General features: G+C 59.6%; 20 protein-coding genes and 1 pseudogene. 5 read left to right on the top strand and 16 right to left on the bottom strand.

From position 1 onward, the window contains the following. Positions 1–85 precede the first annotated feature (85 nt). The 4 genes from creD to RT028_RS03975 form a co-directional block, all read right to left on the bottom strand. Complete coding sequence (gene creD / locus RT028_RS03990; RefSeq protein ID WP_312932699.1) at positions 86–1,411, bottom strand: cell envelope integrity protein CreD; 1,326 nt, start codon at positions 1,409–1,411, stop codon at positions 86–88. 198 nt (positions 1,412–1,609) lie between these two features. Beyond that, positions 1,610–3,043: a two-component system sensor histidine kinase CreC gene (gene creC / locus RT028_RS03985; protein WP_312932697.1), complete on the bottom strand. Its 1,434-nt coding sequence runs from the start codon at positions 3,041–3,043 to the stop codon at positions 1,610–1,612. Continuing rightward, complete coding sequence (creB, locus tag RT028_RS03980; protein ID WP_312932695.1) at positions 3,043–3,732, bottom strand: two-component system response regulator CreB; 690 nt, start codon at positions 3,730–3,732, stop codon at positions 3,043–3,045. The genes creC and creB overlap by 1 nt, the downstream gene beginning before the upstream one ends. 159 nt (positions 3,733–3,891) lie before the next feature. Further along, a complete protein-coding gene (locus tag RT028_RS03975; protein WP_312932693.1) occupies positions 3,892–4,392 on the bottom strand; it encodes an ATP-dependent zinc protease in 501 nt (166 codons plus the stop codon). Positions 4,393–4,568: 176 nt separating this feature from the next. On the opposite strand from RT028_RS03975, the gene RT028_RS03970 reads away from it, so the two are divergent. The 4 genes and pseudogenes from RT028_RS03970 (at position 4,569) to RT028_RS20265 (ending at position 9,494) form a co-directional block, all read left to right on the top strand. After that, a complete protein-coding gene (locus RT028_RS03970) occupies positions 4,569–5,456 on the top strand; it encodes an acyltransferase (protein WP_312932691.1) in 888 nt (295 codons plus the stop codon). Positions 5,457–5,936: 480 nt separating this feature from the next. Continuing rightward, positions 5,937–6,793 (top strand): annotated as a pseudogene (locus RT028_RS03965) (IS5 family transposase). A 94-nt stretch (positions 6,794–6,887) separates the two neighbouring features. Then, a complete protein-coding gene (locus RT028_RS03960) occupies positions 6,888–7,943 on the top strand; it encodes an RHS repeat-associated core domain-containing protein (RefSeq protein ID WP_312932689.1) in 1,056 nt (351 codons plus the stop codon). A gap of 732 nt (positions 7,944–8,675) precedes the next feature. Beyond that, positions 8,676–9,494: an RHS repeat-associated core domain-containing protein gene (locus RT028_RS20265; protein ID WP_409567157.1), complete on the top strand. Its 819-nt coding sequence runs from the start codon at positions 8,676–8,678 to the stop codon at positions 9,492–9,494. Positions 9,495–10,282: 788 nt separating this feature from the next. Here the strand turns inward: RT028_RS20265 and RT028_RS03950 are convergent. The 9 genes from RT028_RS03950 to RT028_RS03910 form a co-directional block, all read right to left on the bottom strand. Beyond that, complete coding sequence (locus tag RT028_RS03950) at positions 10,283–10,570, bottom strand: DUF3077 domain-containing protein (RefSeq protein ID WP_312932687.1); 288 nt, start codon at positions 10,568–10,570, stop codon at positions 10,283–10,285. Positions 10,571–10,589: 19 nt separating this feature from the next. Beyond that, positions 10,590–10,838: a hypothetical protein gene (locus RT028_RS03945; RefSeq protein ID WP_312932685.1), complete on the bottom strand. Its 249-nt coding sequence runs from the start codon at positions 10,836–10,838 to the stop codon at positions 10,590–10,592. A 515-nt stretch (positions 10,839–11,353) separates the two neighbouring features. Then, entirely contained in the window at positions 11,354–12,553 is a 1,200-nt protein-coding gene (fdhA, locus tag RT028_RS03940) for a formaldehyde dehydrogenase, glutathione-independent (protein WP_312932683.1), read from the bottom strand. 217 nt (positions 12,554–12,770) lie between these two features. Beyond that, positions 12,771–13,628 (bottom strand): formyltetrahydrofolate deformylase, encoded by an 858-nt coding sequence (gene purU / locus RT028_RS03935; protein WP_312932681.1) that lies wholly within the window; start codon positions 13,626–13,628, stop codon positions 12,771–12,773. 11 nt (positions 13,629–13,639) lie between these two features. Continuing rightward, entirely contained in the window at positions 13,640–14,272 is a 633-nt protein-coding gene (locus RT028_RS03930) for a sarcosine oxidase subunit gamma (protein WP_312932680.1), read from the bottom strand. 277 nt (positions 14,273–14,549) lie between these two features. Then, positions 14,550–17,567, bottom strand: coding sequence for a sarcosine oxidase subunit alpha (locus RT028_RS03925; protein ID WP_312932678.1), 3,018 nt, complete (start codon positions 17,565–17,567; stop codon positions 14,550–14,552). Next, complete coding sequence (locus RT028_RS03920; RefSeq protein ID WP_312932676.1) at positions 17,564–17,899, bottom strand: sarcosine oxidase subunit delta; 336 nt, start codon at positions 17,897–17,899, stop codon at positions 17,564–17,566. Before RT028_RS03920 ends, RT028_RS03925 begins: the two co-directional genes overlap by 4 nt. 16 nt (positions 17,900–17,915) lie before the next feature. Continuing rightward, entirely contained in the window at positions 17,916–19,166 is a 1,251-nt protein-coding gene (locus RT028_RS03915; RefSeq protein ID WP_312932674.1) for a sarcosine oxidase subunit beta family protein, read from the bottom strand. A gap of 14 nt (positions 19,167–19,180) precedes the next feature. Further along, positions 19,181–20,434: a serine hydroxymethyltransferase gene (locus RT028_RS03910; RefSeq protein WP_312932672.1), complete on the bottom strand. Its 1,254-nt coding sequence runs from the start codon at positions 20,432–20,434 to the stop codon at positions 19,181–19,183. A 338-nt stretch (positions 20,435–20,772) separates the two neighbouring features. Here RT028_RS03910 and RT028_RS03905 point away from each other — a divergent pair, with 338 nt between their 5' ends. After that, on the top strand, positions 20,773–21,813 hold the full coding sequence (locus tag RT028_RS03905; RefSeq protein WP_312932665.1) for a low specificity L-threonine aldolase: 1,041 nt from the start codon (positions 20,773–20,775) through the stop codon (positions 21,811–21,813). A 209-nt stretch (positions 21,814–22,022) separates the two neighbouring features. On the opposite strand, the gene RT028_RS03900 is transcribed toward RT028_RS03905, so the two are convergent. The 3 genes from RT028_RS03900 to RT028_RS03890 form a co-directional block, all read right to left on the bottom strand. Next, entirely contained in the window at positions 22,023–22,865 is an 843-nt protein-coding gene (locus RT028_RS03900; RefSeq protein WP_312932663.1) for an RHS repeat-associated core domain-containing protein, read from the bottom strand. Between the two features lie 159 nt (positions 22,866–23,024). Further along, positions 23,025–23,336 (bottom strand): cell division protein ZapA, encoded by a 312-nt coding sequence (locus RT028_RS03895; protein WP_312932661.1) that lies wholly within the window; start codon positions 23,334–23,336, stop codon positions 23,025–23,027. Then, a complete protein-coding gene (locus tag RT028_RS03890; RefSeq protein WP_312932659.1) occupies positions 23,333–23,563 on the bottom strand; it encodes a hypothetical protein in 231 nt (76 codons plus the stop codon). The genes RT028_RS03895 and RT028_RS03890 overlap by 4 nt, the downstream gene beginning before the upstream one ends. Positions 23,564–23,837 lie beyond the last annotated feature (274 nt).

Below are 23,837 nucleotides of genomic sequence, written 5' to 3'. Positions count from 1 at the left end.
GCCGCCGCGCCAGCACCCGCGGCCCGCTGAAACAAGGCCCCCACCCGCTCCGCCAACCACCGCCCGATCAGCTTGTCCTCGCGCATCACGCCCTCCCCACCCGCGACCAGTCCAGCCGCCGCGTCAGCACCATGAACACGCCGAGCAGCGTGAAGCACAGCAGCGAGCCCATCAGCAACGCGTAGTCTTCGGCGCTGAGCAAGCCGTACAGCAGCGCGTAGAGCAGCGTCAGCCCCGCCGCGAAACCCACCCCTCGCCCTGCGCTGTGCAACACATGGCTCAGGTAGAAGCCGATCAGCAGCACACACGCGGTCGCAGACAGGCCATAGGCCAGGGCGAAGCCCAGGTGCTCGGACAGCGACAGCAACAGCATGTAGAAAAACGCCAGTGCCGCCCCTACCAGGGCGTACTGCATGGGGTGCACGCTCAGGGCCTTGAGCACCTCGAACAGGAAGAACGCGGCAAAGGTCAGGCCGATGAACAGCACCGCGTACTTGATGGCCCGATCGCTCTTCAGGTACTGGTCCACCGGATCGATGAAGCTCACGCCAAAGGCGCGTCCCTCGAAGCCTGCACAACCCTGGTCTGCGGTGCAGCGGCGCAGCACGTCTTCGAGGTTGGTGGCAAAGAATGACGTCTGCCACTGCGCGGTGAAGCCGCTGGCAGTCACCTCGCGGCGGTTGGGCAGGTAGTTGCCGATAAAGCTCGGGTGCGGCCAGTTGGCCTGCACGCTCACCGCGCTGCTGCGCCCGACCGGCACCACATGCAGCTGGCCGGTGCCCTGCAGGGCCAGATCGACGGCAAAGTCCAGTTCCCCGCCCTGGTGCAGGTTCAGTTCAGGCAGCGGCGCGTGAATACCCCCTTGCAGCCAGTCCAGCCCGGTACCGGCCTCGAACGGCAAGGTGCGCTCGCCCAGGCGTAGCGCGGGCAGGTTCTCGATGCCGCGCACATCACTGATGCCCACTACCAGAAACGGCGTGTCGAAGCGGTAGTCCTCGACGTTCCCCTCCACGCCCCAGTTCGCCGGCACCTTGAAGCGCCCGCTGAGCGTGCCCTTGGCGTGGAACAGACGCGCCTGATAGATCCCCCGTGAGCGCAGCTCGGTGTCCACCCCAAGGCCGGCGTCGAAGGTTTCCGGCAATACATACAACAGGCCGCTGACGGTGCGCGTCTCCGGCACGCTGTGGCCCTCCTTCTCGACCCAGCGGCGTTCGGTCTTGCGGTAGGGCACGACGATCATGGGCCCGGCGATCTGCTGCTCGAAACTGGCGCTCTGGCCGATGTCGCGCAGCACGTTGTCGCGCTGCTGCTGACGCTCGGTGATGAGGCCGCTGATCATCAGCAGCGGTATGAGCAGCAACAGCATCAGCAAGGCGATCATGCCGAGCTTGAATCCTAGGGTCTTGTTCATGGGTGTCAGCTCCGATGGGCGATGAGCGCAGCCTGCGCCGCCGCCGTGGAGCCAGTGGGGAGTGTCTGTGGAGGTTGTGTGAAGACTGTGTGGCGAACGGCGTCAGGGCACTGGTCGCAATGCGAGTTGCAGGCATACCTGAACGCCTCGGCGATCCAACACCCGGGATCTACCGGAATCCTGTACAGGCAGACCCGCTCAGACCAGCCGCCGTAGCGGCAGACACAGGCTCACACGCACGCCCTCACCGAGGTTTTGCACTCGCAGCTCGCCGCCATGCAGGTGCATCACCTCGGCCACGAAATTCAACCCGAGGCCGGTGCTCTTGCGCCCGGTGGCCGGTCGCGGCAACGAGTAGAAGCGCTCGCTGACCCGGCCCAATGCGTAATCGGGAATCGCCGGCCCCTGGTTGAACAGGCTCACTGCCACCCACGCCTCGTCACGCACTACCTCGAACAGCAACGCGCCGCCAGCCGGCGTGAAGTCCAGCGCGTTATCCAGCACGTTGTTGACCGCCTGGCGCAACAGAAACGGATCGCCCTTCACCTTGAGCGCCGCCGGCACCTGCTGACGCACTTGCAAGCCGGCGGCCTGAATACGCGGGCCATGCGCCGCCAGCAGCGCCTCCAGCAGGCTGGCCAGGGTGATCGACTGCTCATCGTCCAGGCGCTGCATCTGCTCGACGCGGGCCAGGTCCAGCAAGCGCTCGATCATCTGCTGCAAGCGCTCGCTCTCCCCTTCGATGTTGCTGGCAAAGCGCGCCCGCTGCGCCGCCGGCATGTCGCCTTGCAACAGCTCGGCGGCACCACGGATGGCGGCCAGCGGGCTTTTCAGCTCGTGGGTCAGGGTGTGGACATAGCGCTCAACGTAGGCCTTGCCTTCCAGCTCGGTGCGCATGCGTGCGACCGCGTGGGCCAGTTGCGCGAGCTCGCCGCCCTTGTAATGGGGCAGTTCGGCGCGCTCGCCGGCGCTCACTGTCTGGGCATAGCGTGTCAGGCGTCTTAACGAGCGCGCCAGCCACCAGGACAGCATCGCGCCCACCAGAAGGCCCAGGCCGATCAAGGCCAGACCCAGCGTGAAAAGGTGGCGCTCGGAGCGATCGATGTAGGGTTGCAGCGACTGGTTGGGCTTGGCCACGGTGACCACGCCAATGATCTGCCCATCATCGAGAATCGGTGCAGCGACGTGCATCACCGAACTGCTTTCATCGCCCTCGATGCTGCGCGTGGAACGCGCGCCATACTGGCCGCGCAAGGTCAGGTAGACGTCGTTCCAGCGCGAGTAGTCCTTGCCCACCGCCTCGCCACTCGAATCGAGCAGCACCACGCCATGAGCATCGGTCACGTAGATCCGGTGGCTGACCTGATCCTTGCCCAGCCCCCAGATCTGCGCGCCGGGGCTGCGCAGGCCATAAGCCTTGAGCAGCGCGGGCAAGCGGCCCTGCGCCAGCGTGCCGGCCTTGAGATCATCGTGAAGAATTTCCGCCAGCAGGTTGGCGGTGTCGACCAGGGTTTCTTCGGACGACTGCCGCACCACCGGGCGAATCTGCTCGCGCACAGTGCTGAGCAGAAAGTAGCCGGCCAGCCCGACGAACAGGAAATACACCAGGAAAATACGCATCCCCAGACGCATCAGGCCTGCTCCGGGTTGTAGCTGTAGCCCAGCCCTCGATGGGTCTGGATGGCCTCGCCGGTTTCGCTGACCTGGCGCAGCTTGGCCCGCAGGCTCTTGATGTGGCTGTCGACCGTGCGCTCGTACCCCGCATCGGCAGACACCCCCAGCGCATCGAGCAACTGCTCGCGGCTGAACACCCGTTGCGGCTGTTCGAGCAGGCATTGCAGCAGGCGGAACTCATGGCGGGTCAGCGTCAATGGCTGACCGTGGTAGCTGATCAGCATGCGCAGGGTGTCAAGCTGCAGCGGTGCGGGCGTTGTCGCTGCAGGCGCAGGCTCGGCACGCGGCGCCATGCGCTTGAGAATGGCGCGCACCCGCGCCGTGACCTCACGCGGGCTGAAGGGCTTGACCACATAATCGTCAGCGCCGATCTCCAGGCCCACCACGCGATCGATCTCGTCATTGCGCGCCGTCAGAAACATCACCGGCACCTCGGTGAAACGACGCAGTTGCCGACAGGTTTCGAAGCCCGTGATGTCCGGCAGGCCGATGTCGAGGATGATCAGGTCTGCCGGTTGCTCACGCTGGCGCTCGACCGCGGAACCGCCCAGAGTCATCCACTCGGTGGTGTGGCCGTCGGCCTGCAGGGCATAGATGAGTGTGTCGGCAATGGCGGCTTCGTCTTCGACGATCAGGATATGGGGCATGGCGGCCTTCGGCTAAACGGTGAGCTGCGAGTAAACACCCATCGCGGTTGCCACTCGGCCTGTTTTCAGGGGTCGCGAACAACGAAGCGCGTCTGCCTGAAAGTATCCGGCAAACGCGGATTCTAGCGTGCTTTGACTTGCAGCTTAACGCTCAACCCCTCAGCACTTGGGCGTACCCGCCGTGTACTTCTCGGCCGGGTTGATCGCCGCCTTGAACTCGCGCAGGGCCTTGGCGCCGATCAACAACGGATAGTTGAAGCTGCTACGGTCCACCAGGTTGACCTCGACGGTGCGTTTCACATCACCCAGGCACAGCTCCAGGTCCACCACCGGGCGGCTCGAGGTTTCCGGCGCGTCGCCTTCGCTGTCTTCTTCGGTGCGGTTCTTGATCTTGCTGATGCGCGCGACCTTGTGTTCGTACACCTTGTCATCGGCGTCTTCGGTCGCCAGGCGGAAGCGAACCCACTTGTCGCCATCACGGGTGAAGCGCTCGATGTCCTTGGCCGACAGCGAAGCGGTATAGGCGCCGGTGTCCATCTTGGCCTGGAAGGTCTGGCCGATGTCCATGACCTTGATGTTCTCGTAGCGGCCATAGAGCGTAGGGTCGGCGGCCATGACCGGGAGAGCGACCAGCGTCAGCAGGGCAAGCAGTGGTTTCACAGGGCAGGCTTCCTTCAGAGAGTTGCTTGCTTAGAGTATCGCCACGCCAGAGGTTCGACGTCCGGGCAAAAACATACCCTGAAACATTTACGGGCAACGATCCCCGCTGCACATTTGGCGAAGCACGCCTCGCTGCTTATGATTGCGCCCAGCCACTCCACTACAAAGGTTTCCCTATGCGCCGTCTGCTGACCGGCACCTGTGTCGCCCTCCTGCTGCTGATCAATACTCTGGTGATGATCGTCCCGCTGCTGGCCTTCGCGCTGATCAAGCTGGTGCTCAAGGGCCGCTACCGCGACTACGCCTCGGCCGGGGTGATGTGGATGGCCGAGACCTGGGCCGAGGTCGACAAGCTGATCTTCGCCGTGTGCGTGCGCACGCAATGGGACATTCGCGGCGCCGAGAACCTACGCCGAGACACGTCGTACCTGACGGTGAGCAATCACCAGAGCTGGGTCGATATTCCAGCGCTGATGGAGGCGCTGAACCGCCGTACGCCATTCTTCAAGTTCTTCCTGAAACGCGAGCTGATCTGGGTGCCGTTGCTGGGGCTGGCCTGGTGGGGGCTGGATTACCCGTTCATGAAGCGCTACAGCAAGGCGTTTCTCGCCAAGCATCCAGAGCTCAAGGGCAAGGACCTGGAGATCACCAAAGCAGCGTGCGAGCTGTACAAGCGCCAGCCGGTGAATGTCGTGAATTACCTGGAAGGGACGCGGTTCACGCCCGCCAAACATGCCGAACAGCAGTCACCGTATCGCCACCTGCTCAAGCCGAGGGCGGGCGGGATCGCCTTCGTGTTGGCGGCCATGGGCGAGCAGCTCGACGCACTGCTGGACGTGACCATTGTCTATCCCGGCGACAAGGCACCGGGGTTCTGGGATTTGCTCAGTGGCAGCATTGAGCGGGTGATCGTGGATATTCAGGTGCGTGAGCTGGACCCGCAGTGGTGGGCGGGGGATTACGAGAACGATCCGGATTTTAGGCAAGCGGTGCAGGGGTGGGTAAATGGGTTGTGGGCAGAGAAGGATGAGCGAATTGGATCATTGCGTATTGCAATTCGCTGAGCGCGAGGCTCTGTACGAAAAGTCTTGAGACGAAGGTCGGGCAAGGCCGGTGGCGGCCCCGCAAAAACCGGCGAGGAACGGCCGGGGTCGCGCTCGACTGTACTGGAGTACATGAGCATTGCGACGGGGACGCCTAGTCTGGGCTGGCGATCCAGCCGGTTTTCAACGCAGCATGAACGAGTATCAAGGCTTTTCATACAGAGCCTAAGGTACCAGAGCCGTTCTATCACGGCCTACTATCCAAGGCATCGGCCCAGGTTGGACGAGCTGTTGCTGGCGTACCTGATTATGTCAGAAGCAGCTTTCCACGCCGGATACGCCTGATGGACTGATCCTAGCTTATGAAACCTCAAGGTCGCGAAAGCCGCGCGACTCACAGGCTGCCTAGGTCCTGTCTGAAATTGCGAGAATCCGAACTTTTGCCCTTTGAAAGCTCAAATTTTGTGAGGTTTTCAGCCATCTACGAAAAGAAATTCTGTGATGGCCAAGCGCTACGAATTGTCGGACGAAGCATGGGATGTGATTTCCGATCTCTTCCCCCCTACCAGCACCCGAGGTAGACCCCAATCAAATGACCGCCTGATGCTGGACGGTGTGCTGTGGTTACTGTGCTCAGGCGCCGCATGGCGCGACGTGCCCGAGCATTTCGGGCCTTGGCGAACGGTGTACCACCGATTCCGCGAGTGGTGAAATCGCGGAACATTCGATCAGATGCTCAGCCGACTGCATCTCAAGCTCAACGATCAAGGCCTCATCGGTTTACAGACCTGGATGATCGACTCAACCGCCGTTCGCGCAACCCGTGCCTCAGCAGGTGCAGGTAAAAAAGGGGGCGTGATGAACCTGCAGACCACGCTCTAAGCCGCAGCCGTGGTGGTCTCACGACCAAAATCTATATGCTTTGTGATTCCAACGGCTTGCCATTGCGCTTTCTGCTGCCTGGCGGTCAAGCCAGTGATATCAGCTATGCCCAACCCCTAATGGATGAGATCAGCATCCCGACAAGCAAACGCGGTCGGCCTTGTAAGCGCTGTCGCTGGCTCCTGACTGACAAAGGCTACGACGCAGAGGCGCTGCGGCGCTACTGCGACCGATACCGCATGCAGCCGGTTATCCCTCTGCGGTCGATGAAGCGCAAACCTAAGCCTGGACTGCCTCGCCTGTTTGATCCGCCTGAATACCGGCCACGAAACGTGTTTGAGCGCGTGTTTGGCTGGCTGAAAGAAAACCGAAGGATCGTGACTCGCTACAACAAGCTCGCAACAAGTGATGCAGGGATGGTCTGGCTGGCTTGTGTCATGCGGTGTCTGCGACATCTGTTTTCAGACAGAACCTAGCACTTTTACCAGTATCCAAATAATCCCCTTGCCCCATAATTTGGTGAACCAGTGTCATTTTAAATGACGACGCCACCACAGGTGAGGAGAAAAAATGAGGAAACATTCAGGTTTAAAGAAATTCTTCTATCAGAACATGAGCCTAGTCACTATAGAAGAAGAGTTCACTAAAAAAATCTTCCGCACCCCGACTCAACCCTTAGCCGTTCAAGAGTACGATCGAAAATCTGCTACAAGCAAAAAAATATATGCCGTAGACAAAGCTGGAACCGTAGTTATCATGGAAGGATTGGAAACCCATAAATATCAAAATTATTGTGCTTATGGATACCTAGCTGTAGATTTACCTGAAAACTCTCGACTTGGCTTCAATGGCGAGTTCCTCGAAGAAAAATCTGATTTTTACCTGCTGGGTATGGGTTATCGCATGTACGACTTGAAAACAATGCGATTCACCTCACCGGACAACCTAAGCCCATTTGATGAAGGAGGCATTAACTCTTACAGCTACTGCATGGGCGACCCAATAAATTACTCTGACCCAAGCGGTCATATGCCTATGCTCCCTATATTCAGCGGCGCTAATCGCCCCTCCAATCAAAACCTTAGGCACTACAGCACTAAACTATCATTAAAGAATTTGGAAATAAACAGAAAGATTAGGTACCTCGAAGAACTTGACAACATATATCAAGCCGGCAGCGACAACGTGAACAGGATCTATAGTAGATCAGGAGCAGCTCCCTCAAATTCAATTAAATTACTAAAAACCATGGAGAAGGATGCCGACAGAACGAAAAATTCAATTCTTAGGCTCATCGATAAAAGAGATAAAATACAAGCAAAATATCAAGAGGCATACGACTCCGTACTCAAAGCTTCCGGAGCATTTCTTCCGAGTGCCCCTCGACTCAGCGTAATGTCAACAATTTCAGGTTCCGGTTTGTACAGCCCCAGTGCACCGCGCTTCAGCATATTATCCACTGTATCTGACTACGGCCCCTCCGCTCCAAGAGCGAGCATAATCTCATTAAATCCCAATAACGACAGCTATACTCCTAGCGCACCTTTTGCAAGTACATCTTCCATGATAGATTTGGACTTTAACACATCTAAGGTTGCAGTCAGAATGAGAAGAGCCACAATTTAAAACCAAGGAATTTTGAAAATTTCAAAACCAATTTAATTTCATGGAAACATATCCCTACACGGTCTCGACATTTATGAGTACATAAAGTTTGGCACTACACGGATTGGCAGGCCCCATCCGAGCTTACTACGTGGTGGCTCTTAATCGCCACCCAGCTAGTGTGGTGTTTCGCAAGCAACCCTCATACTTTAGACTAGAGCCCGTGTCGGTCGGTATGAAGCGTCCTTGATCATATCGCAGCCTTCATCCGAAAGTTCGTAGCGCTTGGCCATTAACAAATCCCTTTCCATAGATGACTGAAAAATCTAAAACCTTTGGCTTTGAAGTATCGACCTTAGTTTCCGATAATGTCGAATTCCGGGATGCATGAGTGATTATGCATGTTTATCATAACCTGTGGCCGTCAAGGCGATTGAGTAATGATCATTGTAGCCCCGTCACCGAGCTGGGATAAAAAAGCCCAATGACGTACCTGCCATTATCAGCAGTTTTGAAACGCGAAGGTCGCCTCCGCAATCAAAACCCTCGGTCTGTAAACCAAGTTTTACTCGAACATTTCTTCTGTAAACCAAGCACCGCACTTAGCAAAACTCCTGAGTCCGAGAGCGGCTGTATCTCGCAGAATTCTAGCCAGCACCTGGTATTTTTTACAGTTGTATTTCTCCTCGCGAGGATCAAAAATTTAAACCCACCAATCATCTAGATGCTCGTGGCATCCAGCGGAGTAAAACCATGACTTTCAAAGCAGTCAGCGAATCATATTTCTTTCAATCCAACAGACTCGCGGTAGCGAAATCTAAGTTGCATGACCTCCGTTTCTTCTGCGGCTTGGAAGCACCTATCTCAAAAATCAGCGAATCACGCTCTACAAGGGTTTCACAGCCTCTGCGTGTAGATCAGCTAAATTCTGTAATCGGAACTACGCTTGAGCATACTCAAACCTACAGCGCCTACGGGTTCAGCCGTCATATGGAGGATTCTTCATCTCTCGGTTTCAATGGTGAGCGTCTGGGCAGTGATGGACTTTATCTCCTCGGCAACGGTTATAGAGCTTACAATCCAGCCCTGATGCGATTTCACAATGCCGATAGCTTGAGCCCATTCGAGCAGGGCGGAACCAATGCTTACGCCTATTGTTCAAATGACCCTATCAATCGTGTTGATCCCGACGGTCACGCCTATATATTTAGCTTAAATCTTTTTCGCTCACGAAAAACCGTCATGGACAGGCGAAAAGCCGTCATAGACATCCACTCAACTACGATCAACAAAAACTATCAAAAAATTCTAGATTTAAAACAATCACTACCGAAAGGCGTATTTGATACTGAAATAGACTTAAAAATCAAAAACCTAAGCACTGAATCAAAAGCCTCAATTAATATAATAACGAGGAAATACGAAAGAGTTAAAGAAGTGGATCCAGAATACCAACTTGACACCAAAACGGAAGCTAATATTAACTCATTGATATCGCTAACTAAAATAAGAATAAATGAGAAAAAAATAAGATACTTCTTGCTATTCACAATCGCAAACCCCAAGGCTTAGGAACTGTTATTCCTTCTTCGACAAATCATAACAGACACAGAGAAAATGCTACAATTATCCGTAATAATTAATACTGAACCACGACATGCGTTCCTATTTCAATACCAAGGCAGACAACCCGGAAACTTGCTCCAGCGCCTTAAGGTTCACCACCGCTGATGCTTAAATTGCCAGCTGTCACAGCGGAATGGGCATGACTGACCCGTCCTATTTACTCTTTCCTGGGACATCTACAAAAAGAAGCCCCTCAGCCAGAGAGGCTTCTCCTTTTTTCGATCGACTCACGCGGTAGTGAGCATCTTATGCCAATCAATCAGACGCGCCTTCGGCGCATCCTTGAGGCATTGACCCTGCCTGTCCAGAGCCTGGTCCGGGGTATCGCCTGCACCTCCATCACATCGGCCGCCTTTGCGTGTCGCCCGTCCGCAAAGAACCCAGCGGTATCGGATCACTGTGCAGTACTCTTGCGCCCCCTCTCGATAAACGCATTATGAAATTCCGCAGCTACTACTTCGGCGATTTCGAGACGATCCCACATCATCGCCTGAGTTAGTTGGCTTTTGTATTTCATGGAGTAGGCACGGCCTTTGTTTAAGTTATGTTGCTTGGTTCAGCTCAAATCAGAGCGAACACTCAAGGATCCCTGCTTGACGGCGGCATCTTCTGTACCTGGCTGTTCGCTCATCTACAGGCCCGGAATGCTGACCTTGCCGGTCACGCGGGTGGTCGGCATCAGCAATGTTGAGCCTGCTGTTTTCGGACATCGCCAATTAGCACATAGCTGCTCACTAGAGACGAGTTAATGAAAGCCTCTCGTTTTGAGCAATCTCGATGTCATCCACGATGGCCTTGGCAAACGCACTCAAGTAACCCGCCGCGCCCAGTAGTTTATGGTCGTCCTGCGCGTCGCCTTCCGCAACAAGATGATGGATGTAACCCAGTAGCACAGACACATGCTCATAGGCCTCCCCGAACGGCACGCCAGGTGATACTTGAAACATGGCAGCCGCCGATTTCCCCGTCTCGCTGAACTGCCGAATACCAAGGGTGACGTTCAGAGGTGGCTCATCGCTCATTGCACTAATCCCCCAAAGCTTATAAACGAACCAGTGCATGTTCGATCAACGCGTGTGCGATGTCGGCACTGTGGCGTGCATTGGTCAGCATTTTCATGCCCTTTTCGCCGGCATTGGCGCGGCAGTGGGTGTCGATGACTTCTGAAATGCCAAGCAGAAGGTCGCTGGCAATGGCCAGGGCATCGGGGGGAATGAGATCGGAGTGGATCGCGGGGTGGAGGGTATCGACCAGTTTCAGGGTCGGCGGATCGGGGACTATCTTTTTCATATCAGTTCCTTGTGAGCTTGAACTGCACTCGTCCGTTTCCACATGTAAGGGTGGCAGTTGTACGCGGGGTGGAAAACCAGGTCACAAGGAAACCCCGGCAGGCCTCACGGCCTCCCGCGTACAACCGCCATATGGCGGCCCTGTGATTGCCAGGTTTCCACACCCGATCGCCAAACCATTCAGCGACCGGTTGAGCCTAGAGGGCAAGGATTCCAAGGGCAATCAGAAGGGAGTCGACAGGGTTCGTAGGATATTTCCATGCGCTTGGAATAAACAGCGCATCTGCGTAGGGGGTTTCCTACATTGCTGTAGGAGCCCGATGATGACTCAACCTGAGCCAACACCCGATAACCTTGAAAAAGTGGGAGCTCTACTGGCTTGATCCTCACGCCCTTGCAAAGGTCTAAGTCAGTACAAGGTACAGGTACGAACGTGCTCTACCGCGATCACATCCAGTTCATACGTAAAAAACAAAGCCCCTCAATCAGAGGAGCTTTGTCGTTACTTCATCTCACTCACGCCGCACTGAACGTCTTGTGCGGATCGATCACAAACTTCTTCGGCACGCCCTTATCGAACTCGCCGTACCCTTCCGGTGCTTTATCCAGGCTGATCACTTCCACACCCACCACTTCAGCGATGTTGATGCGGTCCCACATGATCGCCTGCATCAGCTGGCGGTTGTATTTCATGGTTGGGGTCTGGCCGGTGTGGAAGCTGTGCGACTTGGCCCAGCCCAGGCCGAAGCGAACGCTCAGCGCGCCTTGCTTAGCGGCGGCGTCTACCGCACCTGGGTCTTCGGTCACGTACAGGCCCGGAATACCGATCTTGCCGGCCACGCGGGTGACTTGCATCAGCGAGTTGAGCACGGTGGCCGGGGCTTCGTGCTTGGCGCCTTCATGGCCATGGCCGCGGGCTTCGAAGCCGACGGCGTCGACGGCGCAGTCCACTTCCGGCTCGCCGAGGATGTCGATGATCTGCTCGTGCAGCGGGGTGTCCTTGGACAGGTCGACCACTTCGAAGCCTTGCGACTTGGCGTGGGCCAGGCGCAGCGGGTTGAGGTCACCGACGATGACGCAGGCCGCGCCCAGCAGGCGCGCCGAAGCGGCAGCGGCAAGGCCGACCGGGCCGGCACCGGCCACGTACACGGTACTGCCTGGGCCAACGCCCGCAGTCACGGCACCGTGGTAACCGGTGGGCAGGATGTCGGACAGGCAGGTCAGGTCACGGATCTTTTCCATGGCCTTGTCGCGGTTCGGCAGCTTTAGCAGGTTGAAGTCGGCGTATGGCACCAGCACGTATTCGGCCTGGCCGCCGGTCCAGTCGCCCATGTCGACGTAACCGTAAGCGCCACCTGGGCGAGCCGGGTTGACGGTCAGGCACACGCCAGTGTGTTGTTCCTGGCACGAGCGGCAGCGGCCGCAGGCGACGTTGAACGGTACGGAGACCAGATCACCGATCTGCAGGCGCTCGACGTCGCTGCCTTTCTCGATGACTTCGCCGGTGATTTCATGGCCCAGCACCAGGCCGAGCTGGGCGGTGGTACGGCCGCGCACCATGTGCTGGTCGGAACCGCAGATGTTGGTGGAGACCACCTTGAGGATCACGCCGTGATTGATCTTCTTGCCACGCGGGTCTTGCATCTTGGGGTAGTCAATCGTCCGTACCTCGACCTTTCCAGGCTCGATGTACACCACTCCGCGGTTACCAGACATGCTCATACCTCGCTTGATTTGTACTTGTGCAGCGTTGGGTAGCGCCATCCTTCGTGGACGGCATGTGTTGCTGGAACGAACAGGGCCAGGCAGCCCTTTGAACTGGAGTTGATTGTGGTCTTGTCGAAGGGGGTGGCCCTGACTGGAAACGACAGAGGGATGTCTTTTTACGTCAGGGCTGAAGCGAGGCGGTCAAGCACGGAGCGAGACCTGGAGGTCAGAGCACCACAGTCCGATTGGCATTCAAGAACACGCGCCGCTCCAGGTGATACCCCACCGCCCGCGCCAACGTCAGACACTCGATATCCCGCCCTTTGGCAATCAAATCCTCGGGGTAGTCGCTGTGATCCACCGTCTCCACGCCCTGGGCAATGATCGGCCCTTCATCGAGGTCGTTATTGATGTAGTGCGCGGTCGCACCGACCATCTTCACGCCCTTGTTGTAGGCCTGGTGATACGGTTTGGCGCCCTTGAAACCGGGCAGCAGGGAGTGGTGAATGTTGATCGCCCAACCGTCCAGCCGACGGCACAGCTCAGGCGACAGCACCTGCATGTAGCGGGCGAGCACCACCAGTTCCGCCCCGCTCTCTTCGATCACCTGCAGGACCTTGCGCTCCTGGCCGGGTTTGTCTTTCGGGTCGAGGGGGAAGTGGTAGTAGGGAATCTTGTGCCATTCGGCCAGAGGTTTGAGGTCAGGGTGGTTGGAGACCACCGCGACCACGTCCATGCCCAATTGATTGATGCGCTGGCGATACAGGAGATCGTTCAGGCAGTGGTCGGCCTTGGACACCATGATCACCACCTTGGGGCGGTGATCAGGTGCGGTCAGCTCGAAGCCCATGCCGAAGCGCTCTCCGCGCTCGGCAAGGCCTGCGCGGAACGCGGCTTCGTCGAAGTCGTCCGGCTGGCGGAATTCGACGCGAATGAAGAAGCGCCCCGACAAGCGATCATCGAACGAGTGGTGCTCGGTGACGTAACAGCGCTGCTCGAACAGGTGCCGCGTCACGACATCGACGGTGCCGAGCATGCTCGGGCAATCGGCGGTAAGGATCCAGGTGTCCGGTGCCCGACTCATGCGCGTTCTCCTCAGGCTTCGATGGCCAGGCCGTATTCGGAGGAGGCATCCTGCAGCCACATCCACCAGTAGTCGGAGAAGCTGCGACGAATCACCAGCTCCCAACGCTCTTCGCCGGTGCGGCGAATCACCAGTTGCGACTTGGCGAACACGGTGCCCACAGCCTTGCCGATGGGGAAGTTGTTCGGGTGCACGTCGTAGCTGGTGGACTTCATCAGCACCTGGCGCACGTTCGGGCCGTTCAGCTCCAGCAGGCTTTGCCCGCCACTGACGTTGACCACCTGGATGTGCAGGCCAGCGGCAGCATCACGCAGCTTCTGCTCGACGGCCACTTCTTCGCCGCCGGGGACGATCAGCAGCCACTCATCCGGGCCGATCCACTGCAGCGAGGTGTCGCCACTGGAGACGACTTTCAGGGCACCTGGCAGCTCCAGACCCAGGGCCGACTGTACGGCGCTGGCGAAGGCAGCATCGTGGCCATCGCCACGAAGGGTGAGGTGGCCGAGGAATTTGTGCTCACGCAGGGTGACGCCTGCATTCTGACGGCCTTTGCCGACCAGGCTGCGCAGGTCGGCGTGGTGCAGCGGCGACTCGGCCTTGGCGGAGCCGCTGGGGTTTTGCTCGAAGACGTTGATGGCGCTCATGTGGTACCTGCCTTGAATTCTGTAGGACGCATACGGGAGAGGACGCCGCAGGCTGTGGGAGCGGCTTCAGCCGCGAAGAGCGCGATGAATTCGCCATCGCATTCGCGGCTGAAGCCGCTCCCACAGTGTCCGCGTTGCCTGTCCCGCAGCGTGTGCGCAGAACCTTGTGGGAGCGGTGGTCCGACATTCCGGCTTAGCCGCGAATGCGTCGGGAGCTCCAGCCATCTCTCGCAGATGAATTGGAATCCCGGATTACCGCTCCCACAGGGCATCGTCTTCAGACGTTCTGCTGTTCACCCTTCGGATCGAAGAACACCGAAGACACGATTTCTGCCTCGATCACGCTGCCGTCGGCTTGCGGCGAATAGACCCGCTCGCCCATGCGTTTGAGACCGCCTTTGACCACGCCCATGGCGAACGAATAGCCCAGGGAGTTGAACGCGTAGCTCGAGGTCACGTGGCCAATCATGTCCATCGGGATCGGCTGATTCGGGTCGTTCACCAGCTGGGCGCCTTCCGGCAGCCAGACCTTCGGATCGACCGGCTTCAGGCCGACCAGTTGCTTGCGGTCTTCGCGCAGGCAGTCTTCGCGGTTCATGCCACGCAGGCCGATCCAGGAGAACGGCTTGTTGCGCCCCACGCACCAGCTCATGTTGAGGTCGTCCGGGTTCATCGAGCCGTCGGTGTCCTGGCCGACGATGATGAAGCCCTTCTCGGCCCGCAGCACGTGCATGGTTTCGGTGCCGTACGGGGTCAGGTTGTATTTCTTGCCCGCCTCGACGATCTGCTCCAGCACGCCCATGGCGTAGTTGGCCTGCACGTTGACTTCGTACGACAGCTCACCGGTGAACGAGATACGGAACACCCGCGCTGGCACGCCGCCGACGTTGCCTTCCTTCCAGGTCATGAACGGGAAGGCGTCCTTGTCCAGGTCGATGTCGGTGAGTTCGGCCAGCAGCTTGCGGCTGTTGGGGCCGGACAGGGTCATGGTGGCCCAGTGGTCGGTCACGGAGGTGAAGTACACCTTCAGGTCCGGCCATTCGGTCTGGTGGTACAGCTCCAGCCACTGCAACACGCGGGCGGCGCCGCCGGTGGTGGTGGTCATGATGAAGTGGTTGTCGGCGACGCAGGCGGTGACGCCGTCGTCGAAGACCATGCCGTCTTCCTTGCACATCAGGCCGTAACGGGCCTTGCCCACATCGAGCTTGGTCCAGGCGTTGGTGTACACGCGGTTGAGGAATTCCCGGGCGTCCGGCCCCTGAATGTCGATCTTGCCCAGGGTCGAGGCGTCGAGCAGGCCGACGCTGGCGCGCACGGCCTTGCACTCACGCTCCACGGCGCGGTGCAGGTCTTCGCCCGGCTTGGGGAAGTACCACGGACGCTTCCACTGGCCGACGTCTTCGAATTCGGCGTTGTTCTTCACGTGCCACGAATGCAGCGCGGTGAAGCGTACCGGCTCGAAGATGTGGCCGCAGTGCCGGCCCGCCACGGCGCCGAAAGCCACCGGGGTGTAGTTGGGGCGGAACATGGTGGTGCCCATCTGCGGGATGGTCACGCCGATGGAGCGTGCGGCGATGGCCAGGCCGTTGATGTTGCTCAGCTTGCCCTGGTCGGTGCCGAAGCCCAGCGCGGTGTAGCGCTTGACGTGCTCGACCGACTCGAAGCCTTCGCGAGTAGCCAGTTCAATGGCCGCTGCGGTGACGTCGTTCTGCTGGTCGACGAACTGCTTGGGCGCACGGGCGGTGCCTTTGTCGTGCGGCACCTGGAACAGCGCCACCGTGGCCTCTTCCTTGCGCGACACGGTTTTCGGCAGGCTGCCGGTGGTGGGCTGGAAGCCGGCTTCGGTGGCTGCGCGCACGCCGCCTTCGAAACCATCGGCCAGTGCGTCACCCAGGCCGTAGACGCCGTTGATGCCGCCGACACACACGCGTTTCTGCGGTGCGTCGCCCGGCACGAAGCCGAGGATGTCGTCACGCCAGACCGGACGGCCACCCAGGTGCGAGGCCAGGTGAACCACCGGGCTGTAGCCGCCGGAGCTGCCGATCAGGTCGCACTCGAGCCATTCGCCCGGGCTGGTGACCTTGTGCGCGACGGTGTCGATGGCCGCGATGCGCGCGCCAGTGACATGCTTGGTGCCCTTGGCTTCAATGATGGCGCTGGAGGTGAGGATGCGGATGCCTTTGGCACGCGCTTCCTCGACCAGCGAGCCACGCGGGTTGTGACGGGCATCGGCGATGGCGACGACCTGCAGGCCAGCGTCGTGCCAGTCCAGCGCGGCGCGGTAGGCGTGGTCGTTGTTGGTCGACAGCACCAGCTTGCGGCCCGGTGCCACGCCGTAACGGCGCACGTACACCGAGATGGCGCCGGCGAGCATGTTGCCCGGCACGTCGTTGTTGCCGTAGACCAGCGGACGCTCATGAGCACCCGAGGCCAGCACGACGCGCTTGGCACGCACACGGTGCACGCGGTGGCGCACCTGGCCGAGCGGGGCGTGATCGCCGAGGTGATCGGTGAGGCGCTCGTGAATGGTCAGGAAGTTGTGGTCGTGGTAGCCGTTGACGGTGGCCCGGGGCAGCAGGGTCACTTCAGGCAGGGCTTGCAGCTCGGCGATGACGCTCGCCACCCAGTCGGCGGCCGGTTTGCCGTCGAGGGTCTCGCGGGTGTCGAGCAGGCTGCCGCCGAACTCTTCCTGTTCATCGGCGAGGATCACGCGGGCGCCACTGCGGGCAGCGGCCAATGCGGCCGACAGGCCGGCAGGGCCGGAACCGACGATCAGCACGTCGCAGTGCTGGTTCATGTAGTCGTAGCTGTCCGGGTCGTTCTGCAGTGGCGAACGGCCCAGGCCTGCGGCCTTGCGGATGTACTTCTCGTACGTCATCCAGAAGGATTTCGGGTACATGAAGGTTTTGTAGTAGAAGCCCGGCGGCATCATGCTGCCGCCGACCTTGCCGAGGATGCCCATCATGTCGTTGTTGACGTTCGGCCAGCCGTTGGTGCTGGTGGCGACCAGGCCCGAGTACAACGGCTGCTGGGTGGCGCGCACGTTCGGGATCTGCGTGGCTTCGCTCGAACCCAGCTGCAGGATGGCATTGGGCTCTTCGGTGCCGGCGGCGATGATGCCGCGTGGGCGCGAGTACTTGAAGCTGCGGCCGACGATATCGACGCCGTTGGCCAACAGGGCGGCGGCCAGGCTGTCGCCGGCATAACCCTGGTAGGTCTTGCCGTTGAAGGTGAAGTTCAGCACCTTGCTGCGGTCAACGCGGCCACCGCTGGAGAGGCGATAGGTCTGGCTCATACGTTTTCTCCCCGTTCGTTGACGGCCGCCGATTGCGCGGGTGTGTTCTCGCGAGCGGTCACCTTGGGCTGTTCACCCACCTTGTAGGTTTCCAGGATCTCGTAGGTCTCGGTGTTGCGGGTCATGTTGAAGTACTGGTGGCAGCCGGCAACGTGGTCCCACAGCTCGTGGTGAATGCCGCGAATGTTGTCGCGGAAGAACATGTAGGTGCCCCACTCCGCGTCAGTGCAGGCGTTCGGGTCCAGCGGGCGGGCGATGTGCGCTTGGCCGGCGGGGTGGAACTCTTCTTCGGAGCGCAGCTCGCCGCAATGGGGACAGAAAATGTGCAACATGAAGGTTGTCTCCGAATTAGTGGGCGACGGCCGCAGCGCCGTGTTCGTCGATCAGCGCACCGTTGTAGAAACGGTCGATGGAGAACGGCTTGGCCAGCGGGTGCATCTCGCCTTTGGCCAGGCTCGCAGCGAAGACGTTGCCCGAACCCGGGGTCGCCTTGAAGCCGCCGGTGCCCCAGCCGCAGTTGAAGAACAGGTTCTTGACCGGGGTCTTGGAGATGATCGGGCAGGCGTCCGGGCAAGTGTCGACGATGCCGCCCCATTGGCGGTTCATGCGCACGCGCGAGAGGATCGGGAACATCTCCACGATGGCCTGCATGGTGTGCTCGATCACCGGGTACGAACCGCGCTGGCCGTAGCCGACCCAGCTGTCGATACCGGCACCGATCACCAGGTCGCCCTTGTCGGACTGGCTGATGTAGCCGTGCACGGCGTTGGACATGATCACGCTGTCGATGATCGGCTTGATCGGCTCGGAGACCAGGGCTTGCAGCGGGTGCGATTCCAGCGGCAGGCGGAAGCCGGCGAGCTTGGCCATGTGCCCGGAGTTACCGGCCGTGACCACGCCGACGCGCTTGGCGCCGATGAAGCCCTTGTTGGTTTCCACGCCGATCACCGCGCCGTTTTCCTTGCGGAAGCCGATCACTTCGGTCTGCTGGATCAGGTCGACGCCCAGGGCGTCGGCGGCACGGGCGTAACCCCAGGCCACGGCATCGTGACGGGCCACGCCGCCACGGCGCTGAATGGTCGCGCCGAGGATCGGGTAGCGAGTGTTCTTCGAGCAGTCCAGGTACGGGATTTCAGCCGCGACCTGTTCGGTGTTGAGCAGCTCGCCGTCCACGCCATTGAGGCGGTTGGCGTTGACCCGACGCTCCGAATCACGGATGTCCTGCAGGGTGTGGCACAGGTTGTAGACGCCGCGCTGGGAGAACATCACGTTGTAGTTGATGTCCTGCGACAGCCCTTCCCACAGCTTCATGGCGTGTTCGTAGAGCTTGGCCGATTCGTCCCAAAGATAGTTGGAACGCACGATGGTGGTGTTACGGGCGGTGTTGCCGCCGCCCAGGTAACCCTTCTCGATCACCGCCACGTTGGTGATGCCGTGCTCCTTGGCCAGGTAGTAGGCGGTCGCCAGGCCGTGCCCGCCACCGCCAACGATGACCACGTCATAGACCTTCTTAGGGGTCGGCGTGCGCCACATGCGCTGCCAGTTTTCGTGGTGGCTGAGGGAATGTTTGAGGAGGCCGAAGCCCGAATAGCGTTTCATCAAGAGTTACTCCCTCAGCGGTAAACCGGGTAGTCGGCACACAGGGCGGAGACGTTCTTGGCCACATCGGCTTCGACGTCAGCGTCACCCAGGTTGTCGAGGATGTCGCAGATCCAGCCAGCCAGGGTCACGCACTGGGCAACTTTGAAGCCGCGGGTGGTGACGGCCGGGGTGCCGATGCGCAGGCCCGAGGTCACGAACGGCGATTGTGGATCGTTCGGTACGGCGTTCTTGTTCACGGTGATGTGCGCGCGGCCCAGGGCGGCGTCGGCCTCTTTGCCGGTCAGGCCCTGACGGATCAGGCTGACCAGGAACAGGTGGTTGTCGGTGCCACCGGAGACCACGTCGTAGCCGCGGTCGATGAACACCTGGGCCATGGCCTGAGCGTTGTCGATCACTTGCTGCTGGTAAGCCTTGAAGCCTGGCTCCAGGGCTTCCTTGAAGCACACCGCCTTGCCGGCGATGACGTGCATCAGTGGGCCACCCTGGGCGCCAGGGAACACGGCCGCGTTGAGCTTCTTCTCGATCTCTTCGTTGGCCTTGGCCAGGATCAGGCCGCCACGTGGACCGCGCAGGGTCTTGTGGGTGGTGGTGGTGACCACGTCAGCGAAGGGGATCGGGTTCGGGTACAGGCCAGCGGCGACCAGGCCAGCGACGTGGGCCATGTCGACGAACAGCAGCGCGCCGACCTTGTCGGCGATGGCGCGGAAGCGTGGGAAGTCGAGGGTTTTCGAGTAGGCCGAGAAACCGGCCACGATCATCTTCGGCTTGTGCTCGACGGCCAGGCGCTCGACTTCGTCGTAGTCGATCAGGCCGGTGTCGGTGTTGATGCCGTACTGCACCGCGTTGTACAGCTTGCCCGACGAGGACACCTTGGCGCCGTGAGTCAGGTGGCCGCCGTGGGCCAGGCTCATGCCCAGGAGGGTGTCGCCGGCTTGCAGCAGGGCCAGGTACACGGCGCTGTTGGCCGAGGAACCGGAGTGCGGCTGGACGTTGGCGTAGTCGGCGCCGAACAGTTGTTTGGCACGCTCGATGGCCAGCGCCTCGACCTTGTCGACGTGCTCGCAACCGCCGTAGTAGCGCTTGCCCGGGTAGCCTTCGGCGTACTTGTTGGTCAGACCGCTGCCTTGGGCCTGCATCACGCGCTTGCTGGTGTAGTTTTCCGAGGCGATCAGCTCGATGTGATCTTCCTGGCGCTGTTCCTCGGCATTCATCGCCGCCAGCAGTGCGTCGTCGTAACCCTGGATTTGGTCTTGCTTGCTGAACATCGTGTATCTCCCGGCAGCGATCATTTTTTGTCTGGAGGGTTCAATGACCCTTTGTGGCGATGGTAGGGCCGGGACGGGCGAGTCAGATGCCTGCGCACGCCTTGCAATGGCGCGTTTACGACATTGCTGGAGCGCTTTCACCGAGCGGCCGCTGAGCACCAGCGGCAATGCTTCTTCGGCGCGCATCAGACGCGTTGGAGTACAGCTGCCAAACCGTTGAAATAGAGATGCCGGCGTTCAGGCCCGCAGAGGTTCCAGGCAGGGTCTGACGACGCCTGTGGGCAAGGGCCGAATCGATGGTTTAGAGTGCGGACTGCCTCGCTTAAAGGACAAGCGTCATGCCAGACAACAGCCAACAATTTGCCAGCGACAACTATTCCGGTATCTGCCCCGAAGCCTGGGCCGCCATGGACCGGGCCAATCGCGGTCATGAGCGCGCCTACGGCGACGACCAGTGGACGCAGCAAGCGGCCGATCACTTCCGCCGCCTGTTCGAAACCGACTGCGAAGTGTTCTTCGCCTTCAACGGCACGGCGGCCAACTCGCTGGCCCTGGCCTCGTTGTGCCAGAGCTTCCACAGCGTGATCTGCTCGGAAACCGCCCACGTCGAGACCGACGAATGCGGCGCACCGGAGTTCTTCTCCAACGGCTCCAAGCTGCTGACCGCGCGCACCGACGCCGGCAAACTCACGCCCGAGGCCATCCGCGAAATCGCCCTCAAGCGCCAGGACATCCACTACCCCAAACCCCGCGTGGTGACCCTCACCCAGGCCACTGAAGTGGGCACGGTGTACCGCCCGGCTGAACTGCAAGCGATCAGCGCGACCTGCAAGGAACTGGGCCTGCACCTGCACATGGACGGCGCGCGTTTCACCAACGCTTGCGCGTTCCTTGGCTGCTCGCCTGCCGAGCTGACCTGGAAAGCTGGCGTCGATGTGTTGTGCTTTGGCGGCACCAAGAACGGCATGGCGGTGGGCGAAGCGATCCTGTTCTTCAACCACGACCTGGCACGGGACTTCGACTACCGCTGCAAGCAGGCCGGGCAGCTGGCGTCGAAGATGCGCTTTTTGTCGGCGCCTTGGGTGGGAATCCTGGAAGACGGCGCCTGGCTGCGCCACGGCACCCACGCCAACCAGTGCGCGCAGTTGCTGGCGAGCCTGGTCAGCGATCTACCGGGGGTGGAACTGATGTTCCCGGTCGAGGCCAACGGCGTGTTCCTGCAAATGCCGGAAGCGGCGCTGGAGGCATTGCGCAACAAAGGCTGGCGTTTCTACACTTTCATCGGCAGCGGCGGCGCGCGGTTCATGTGCTCCTGGGATACCGATGAGGCACGAGTTCGCGCGCTTGCAGCGGACATCCAGGCCGTCATAGGCAGTTGAGTCTTCTCCCTAGAGCTGGCCGCACCTCAACTGGGTCCGGCCGCTGCCAGGCTTTGTCTGAGGTATATCCGCATTTGCCCACCTACGCTGGAGCAGCATCTGCACATGGCACATCCTTGCTCCGCTTCACCTATTCAGAACCTTGCGCTAATCAATTGTGAACGGGTCTCGAGCGTGATTAGAGGTGATGTTCAAGTGGCAACCGCTCGCTAGACGATTTGTTGACGAATCTGCTCCATTGCTTGCGCCGGATTCCTGTGTAGCTCAGGTTCAAGACGCTGCAGATGTCTTTGTGCCGCGAGAGCTACTTGAGACTGAAGCTCTGGGGTGAGTGCAAGCTGTTCAGCGATGACAATCTCCTGGAGTGTGGACTTTGCCCTCGCCATGTACCGGACCACTCCCTCCGCTGCTAATCTTGAAGTCCGCGCTAAATTTTTTCTATCAGCGACGGATAACGCATCGAGCAACGTGTCAGTGGCAGGACTTTGCTCTTGAAGAAGCGACACGAGAGATGCTCTTTTCGATACCAGCCGCCTGGGAGACGATCGAGTTTCATATTCATAATGGAAAATTGCAGGATCAGTGCTGCCGGACCTCCGCCCGACCTGATGCGGTTCAAGCTGATTCTCAACGTCCCAAAAAGCGGAGCCTGAGTTTGGCTTTGCAATGAACCTTCCACGAGAGCTATCGTTGCCAAGCACCCTGCGTATAAGACTAAACACACCTATCCGACCCGTCGGATCCTGCCGATTCACCGGATCATTGGCGGTGTAGCAATAACCATTGATACCCCCTGGCCCGAAGGGGCTGAGTTGGTCGAACGCTTGGAAGCGCATCAGTGCCGGGCTGTAAATTCTATATCCATTCCCAAGGATGTACCCACCGACTTGAACGTGCAGAGGCTGACCATTGAAGCCCAGGCATAGGTTGCCTGATGCACTTGTCACATATCCATAAGGGGAATAACTGAGCGTCTGGAGTCGGTTCTCTCCGCGTTTGGCTACTGCAGAAAGATCATTGCCAGCTTCTGATGACTTCTCTCTAAGCTTCATGCCCTGCTCCAATATGGCTTGCTCGTACGTTTATTCTCCCTCGAAGACTCGTCGCACCGACACTGACAAAATTGCTAGATTATGCGCACCCCTGCAATCAAACAGGCTCCGTGAGATCAAACTCGTAGCGCGCTTCGTACAGGCCGTAGCCGCATCACATCAGCCTTCAGAGATGCTGCGGCTAATGGCATTGACCGTGGCGTCGATCTGCGCCTGGGCACGCGCCAGCGCCTGCTGGTGCTCGCTCTGCAACTCGATCTGCTGCGAACACAGATTCAACGCCGCCAGGACCAGCAGTTTGTCGCCGATCAAAGTCGGGTACTGACGCTTGGTTTCGTTCAATGCGGCATTGAGCATGCCCACGGCCTTGCCCAGGGTTTCTTCCTGGCCTTCCGGCGCCTTGATCGAATAGTCGTTGCCCAGGATCGACACGACATTGACCGGCTGCTCCTGTCGCGAGTAGTAGCTCATGCGCCGACGGTGCCAGCACCTGCGCGCTCGAGCAACGCTTGCAGACGCGATGCGGTGGCGCCCTGCTTCTCTTCCTGCTCCATCAGCGACAGCTGCAGGGTCTCGTTCTCTTCCTTGGCCTGGGCCAGTTCCTGGCCGAGCGAGGCATTCTGCTCGGTCAGTTGGGTGTTCTTCTGCAGCAGGTCGGTGACCAGTTGCTCGATTTGATTAAGGGAGGCTTCCAACATGGCTCTATCTCGGGGTCGTTGCAAAGGGCGCCCACCATAAAGAAAAGTGCGCGCCCCCGCCAATTAATATCGGGGTGACTGCGTCAAGCCGCCCATTGACCGAGCAACCGGCAACATGTTCCCGAGAAATCCACCGCTGATCGCCTGCTTGCACGCCAAGAAATGGGCTCGCTTGAGCACAAACGACAACAGGCCCTGTTCGGGTAATGCCAATCAGTTAAGCGTTTGGGGCCGCTTCGCGGGCCATCGCGGCTAAAGCCGCTCCCACAGGCTT

It is taken from the genome of Pseudomonas sp. (assembly GCF_032058845.1).
Taxonomy (GTDB): domain Bacteria; phylum Pseudomonadota; class Gammaproteobacteria; order Pseudomonadales; family Pseudomonadaceae; genus Aquipseudomonas.
Note: the sequence above shows the minus strand (reverse complement) of the source record. Positions and strands in the feature narration are given on the sequence as shown.

Bases quoted from the DNA above. Each gene is read 5' to 3' on its own strand.
- creD (WP_312932699.1), bottom strand. From the start codon at position 1,411: ATGAACAAGACCCTAGGATTCAAGCTCGGCATGATCGCCTTGCTGATG.
- creC (WP_312932697.1), bottom strand. From the start codon at position 3,043: ATGCGTCTGGGGATGCGTATTTTCCTGGTGTATTTCCTGTTCGTCGGG.
- creB (WP_312932695.1), bottom strand. From the start codon at position 3,732: ATGCCCCATATCCTGATCGTCGAAGACGAAGCCGCCATTGCCGACACA.
- RT028_RS03970 (WP_312932691.1), top strand. From the start codon at position 4,569: ATGCGCCGTCTGCTGACCGGCACCTGTGTCGCCCTCCTGCTGCTGATC.
- RT028_RS03960 (WP_312932689.1), top strand. From the start codon at position 6,888: ATGAGGAAACATTCAGGTTTAAAGAAATTCTTCTATCAGAACATGAGC.
- RT028_RS20265 (WP_409567157.1), top strand. From the start codon at position 8,676: ATGACTTTCAAAGCAGTCAGCGAATCATATTTCTTTCAATCCAACAGA.
- RT028_RS03950 (WP_312932687.1), bottom strand. From the start codon at position 10,570: ATGAGCGATGAGCCACCTCTGAACGTCACCCTTGGTATTCGGCAGTTC.
- RT028_RS03945 (WP_312932685.1), bottom strand. From the start codon at position 10,838: ATGAAAAAGATAGTCCCCGATCCGCCGACCCTGAAACTGGTCGATACC.
- fdhA (WP_312932683.1), bottom strand. From the start codon at position 12,553: ATGTCTGGTAACCGCGGAGTGGTGTACATCGAGCCTGGAAAGGTCGAG.
- purU (WP_312932681.1), bottom strand. From the start codon at position 13,628: ATGAGTCGGGCACCGGACACCTGGATCCTTACCGCCGATTGCCCGAGC.
- RT028_RS03930 (WP_312932680.1), bottom strand. From the start codon at position 14,272: ATGAGCGCCATCAACGTCTTCGAGCAAAACCCCAGCGGCTCCGCCAAG.
- RT028_RS03925 (WP_312932678.1), bottom strand. From the start codon at position 17,567: ATGAGCCAGACCTATCGCCTCTCCAGCGGTGGCCGCGTTGACCGCAGC.
- RT028_RS03920 (WP_312932676.1), bottom strand. From the start codon at position 17,899: ATGTTGCACATTTTCTGTCCCCATTGCGGCGAGCTGCGCTCCGAAGAA.
- RT028_RS03915 (WP_312932674.1), bottom strand. From the start codon at position 19,166: ATGAAACGCTATTCGGGCTTCGGCCTCCTCAAACATTCCCTCAGCCAC.
- RT028_RS03910 (WP_312932672.1), bottom strand. From the start codon at position 20,434: ATGTTCAGCAAGCAAGACCAAATCCAGGGTTACGACGACGCACTGCTG.
- RT028_RS03905 (WP_312932665.1), top strand. From the start codon at position 20,773: ATGCCAGACAACAGCCAACAATTTGCCAGCGACAACTATTCCGGTATC.
- RT028_RS03900 (WP_312932663.1), bottom strand. From the start codon at position 22,865: ATGAAGCTTAGAGAGAAGTCATCAGAAGCTGGCAATGATCTTTCTGCA.
- RT028_RS03895 (WP_312932661.1), bottom strand. From the start codon at position 23,336: ATGAGCTACTACTCGCGACAGGAGCAGCCGGTCAATGTCGTGTCGATC.
- RT028_RS03890 (WP_312932659.1), bottom strand. From the start codon at position 23,563: ATGTTGGAAGCCTCCCTTAATCAAATCGAGCAACTGGTCACCGACCTG.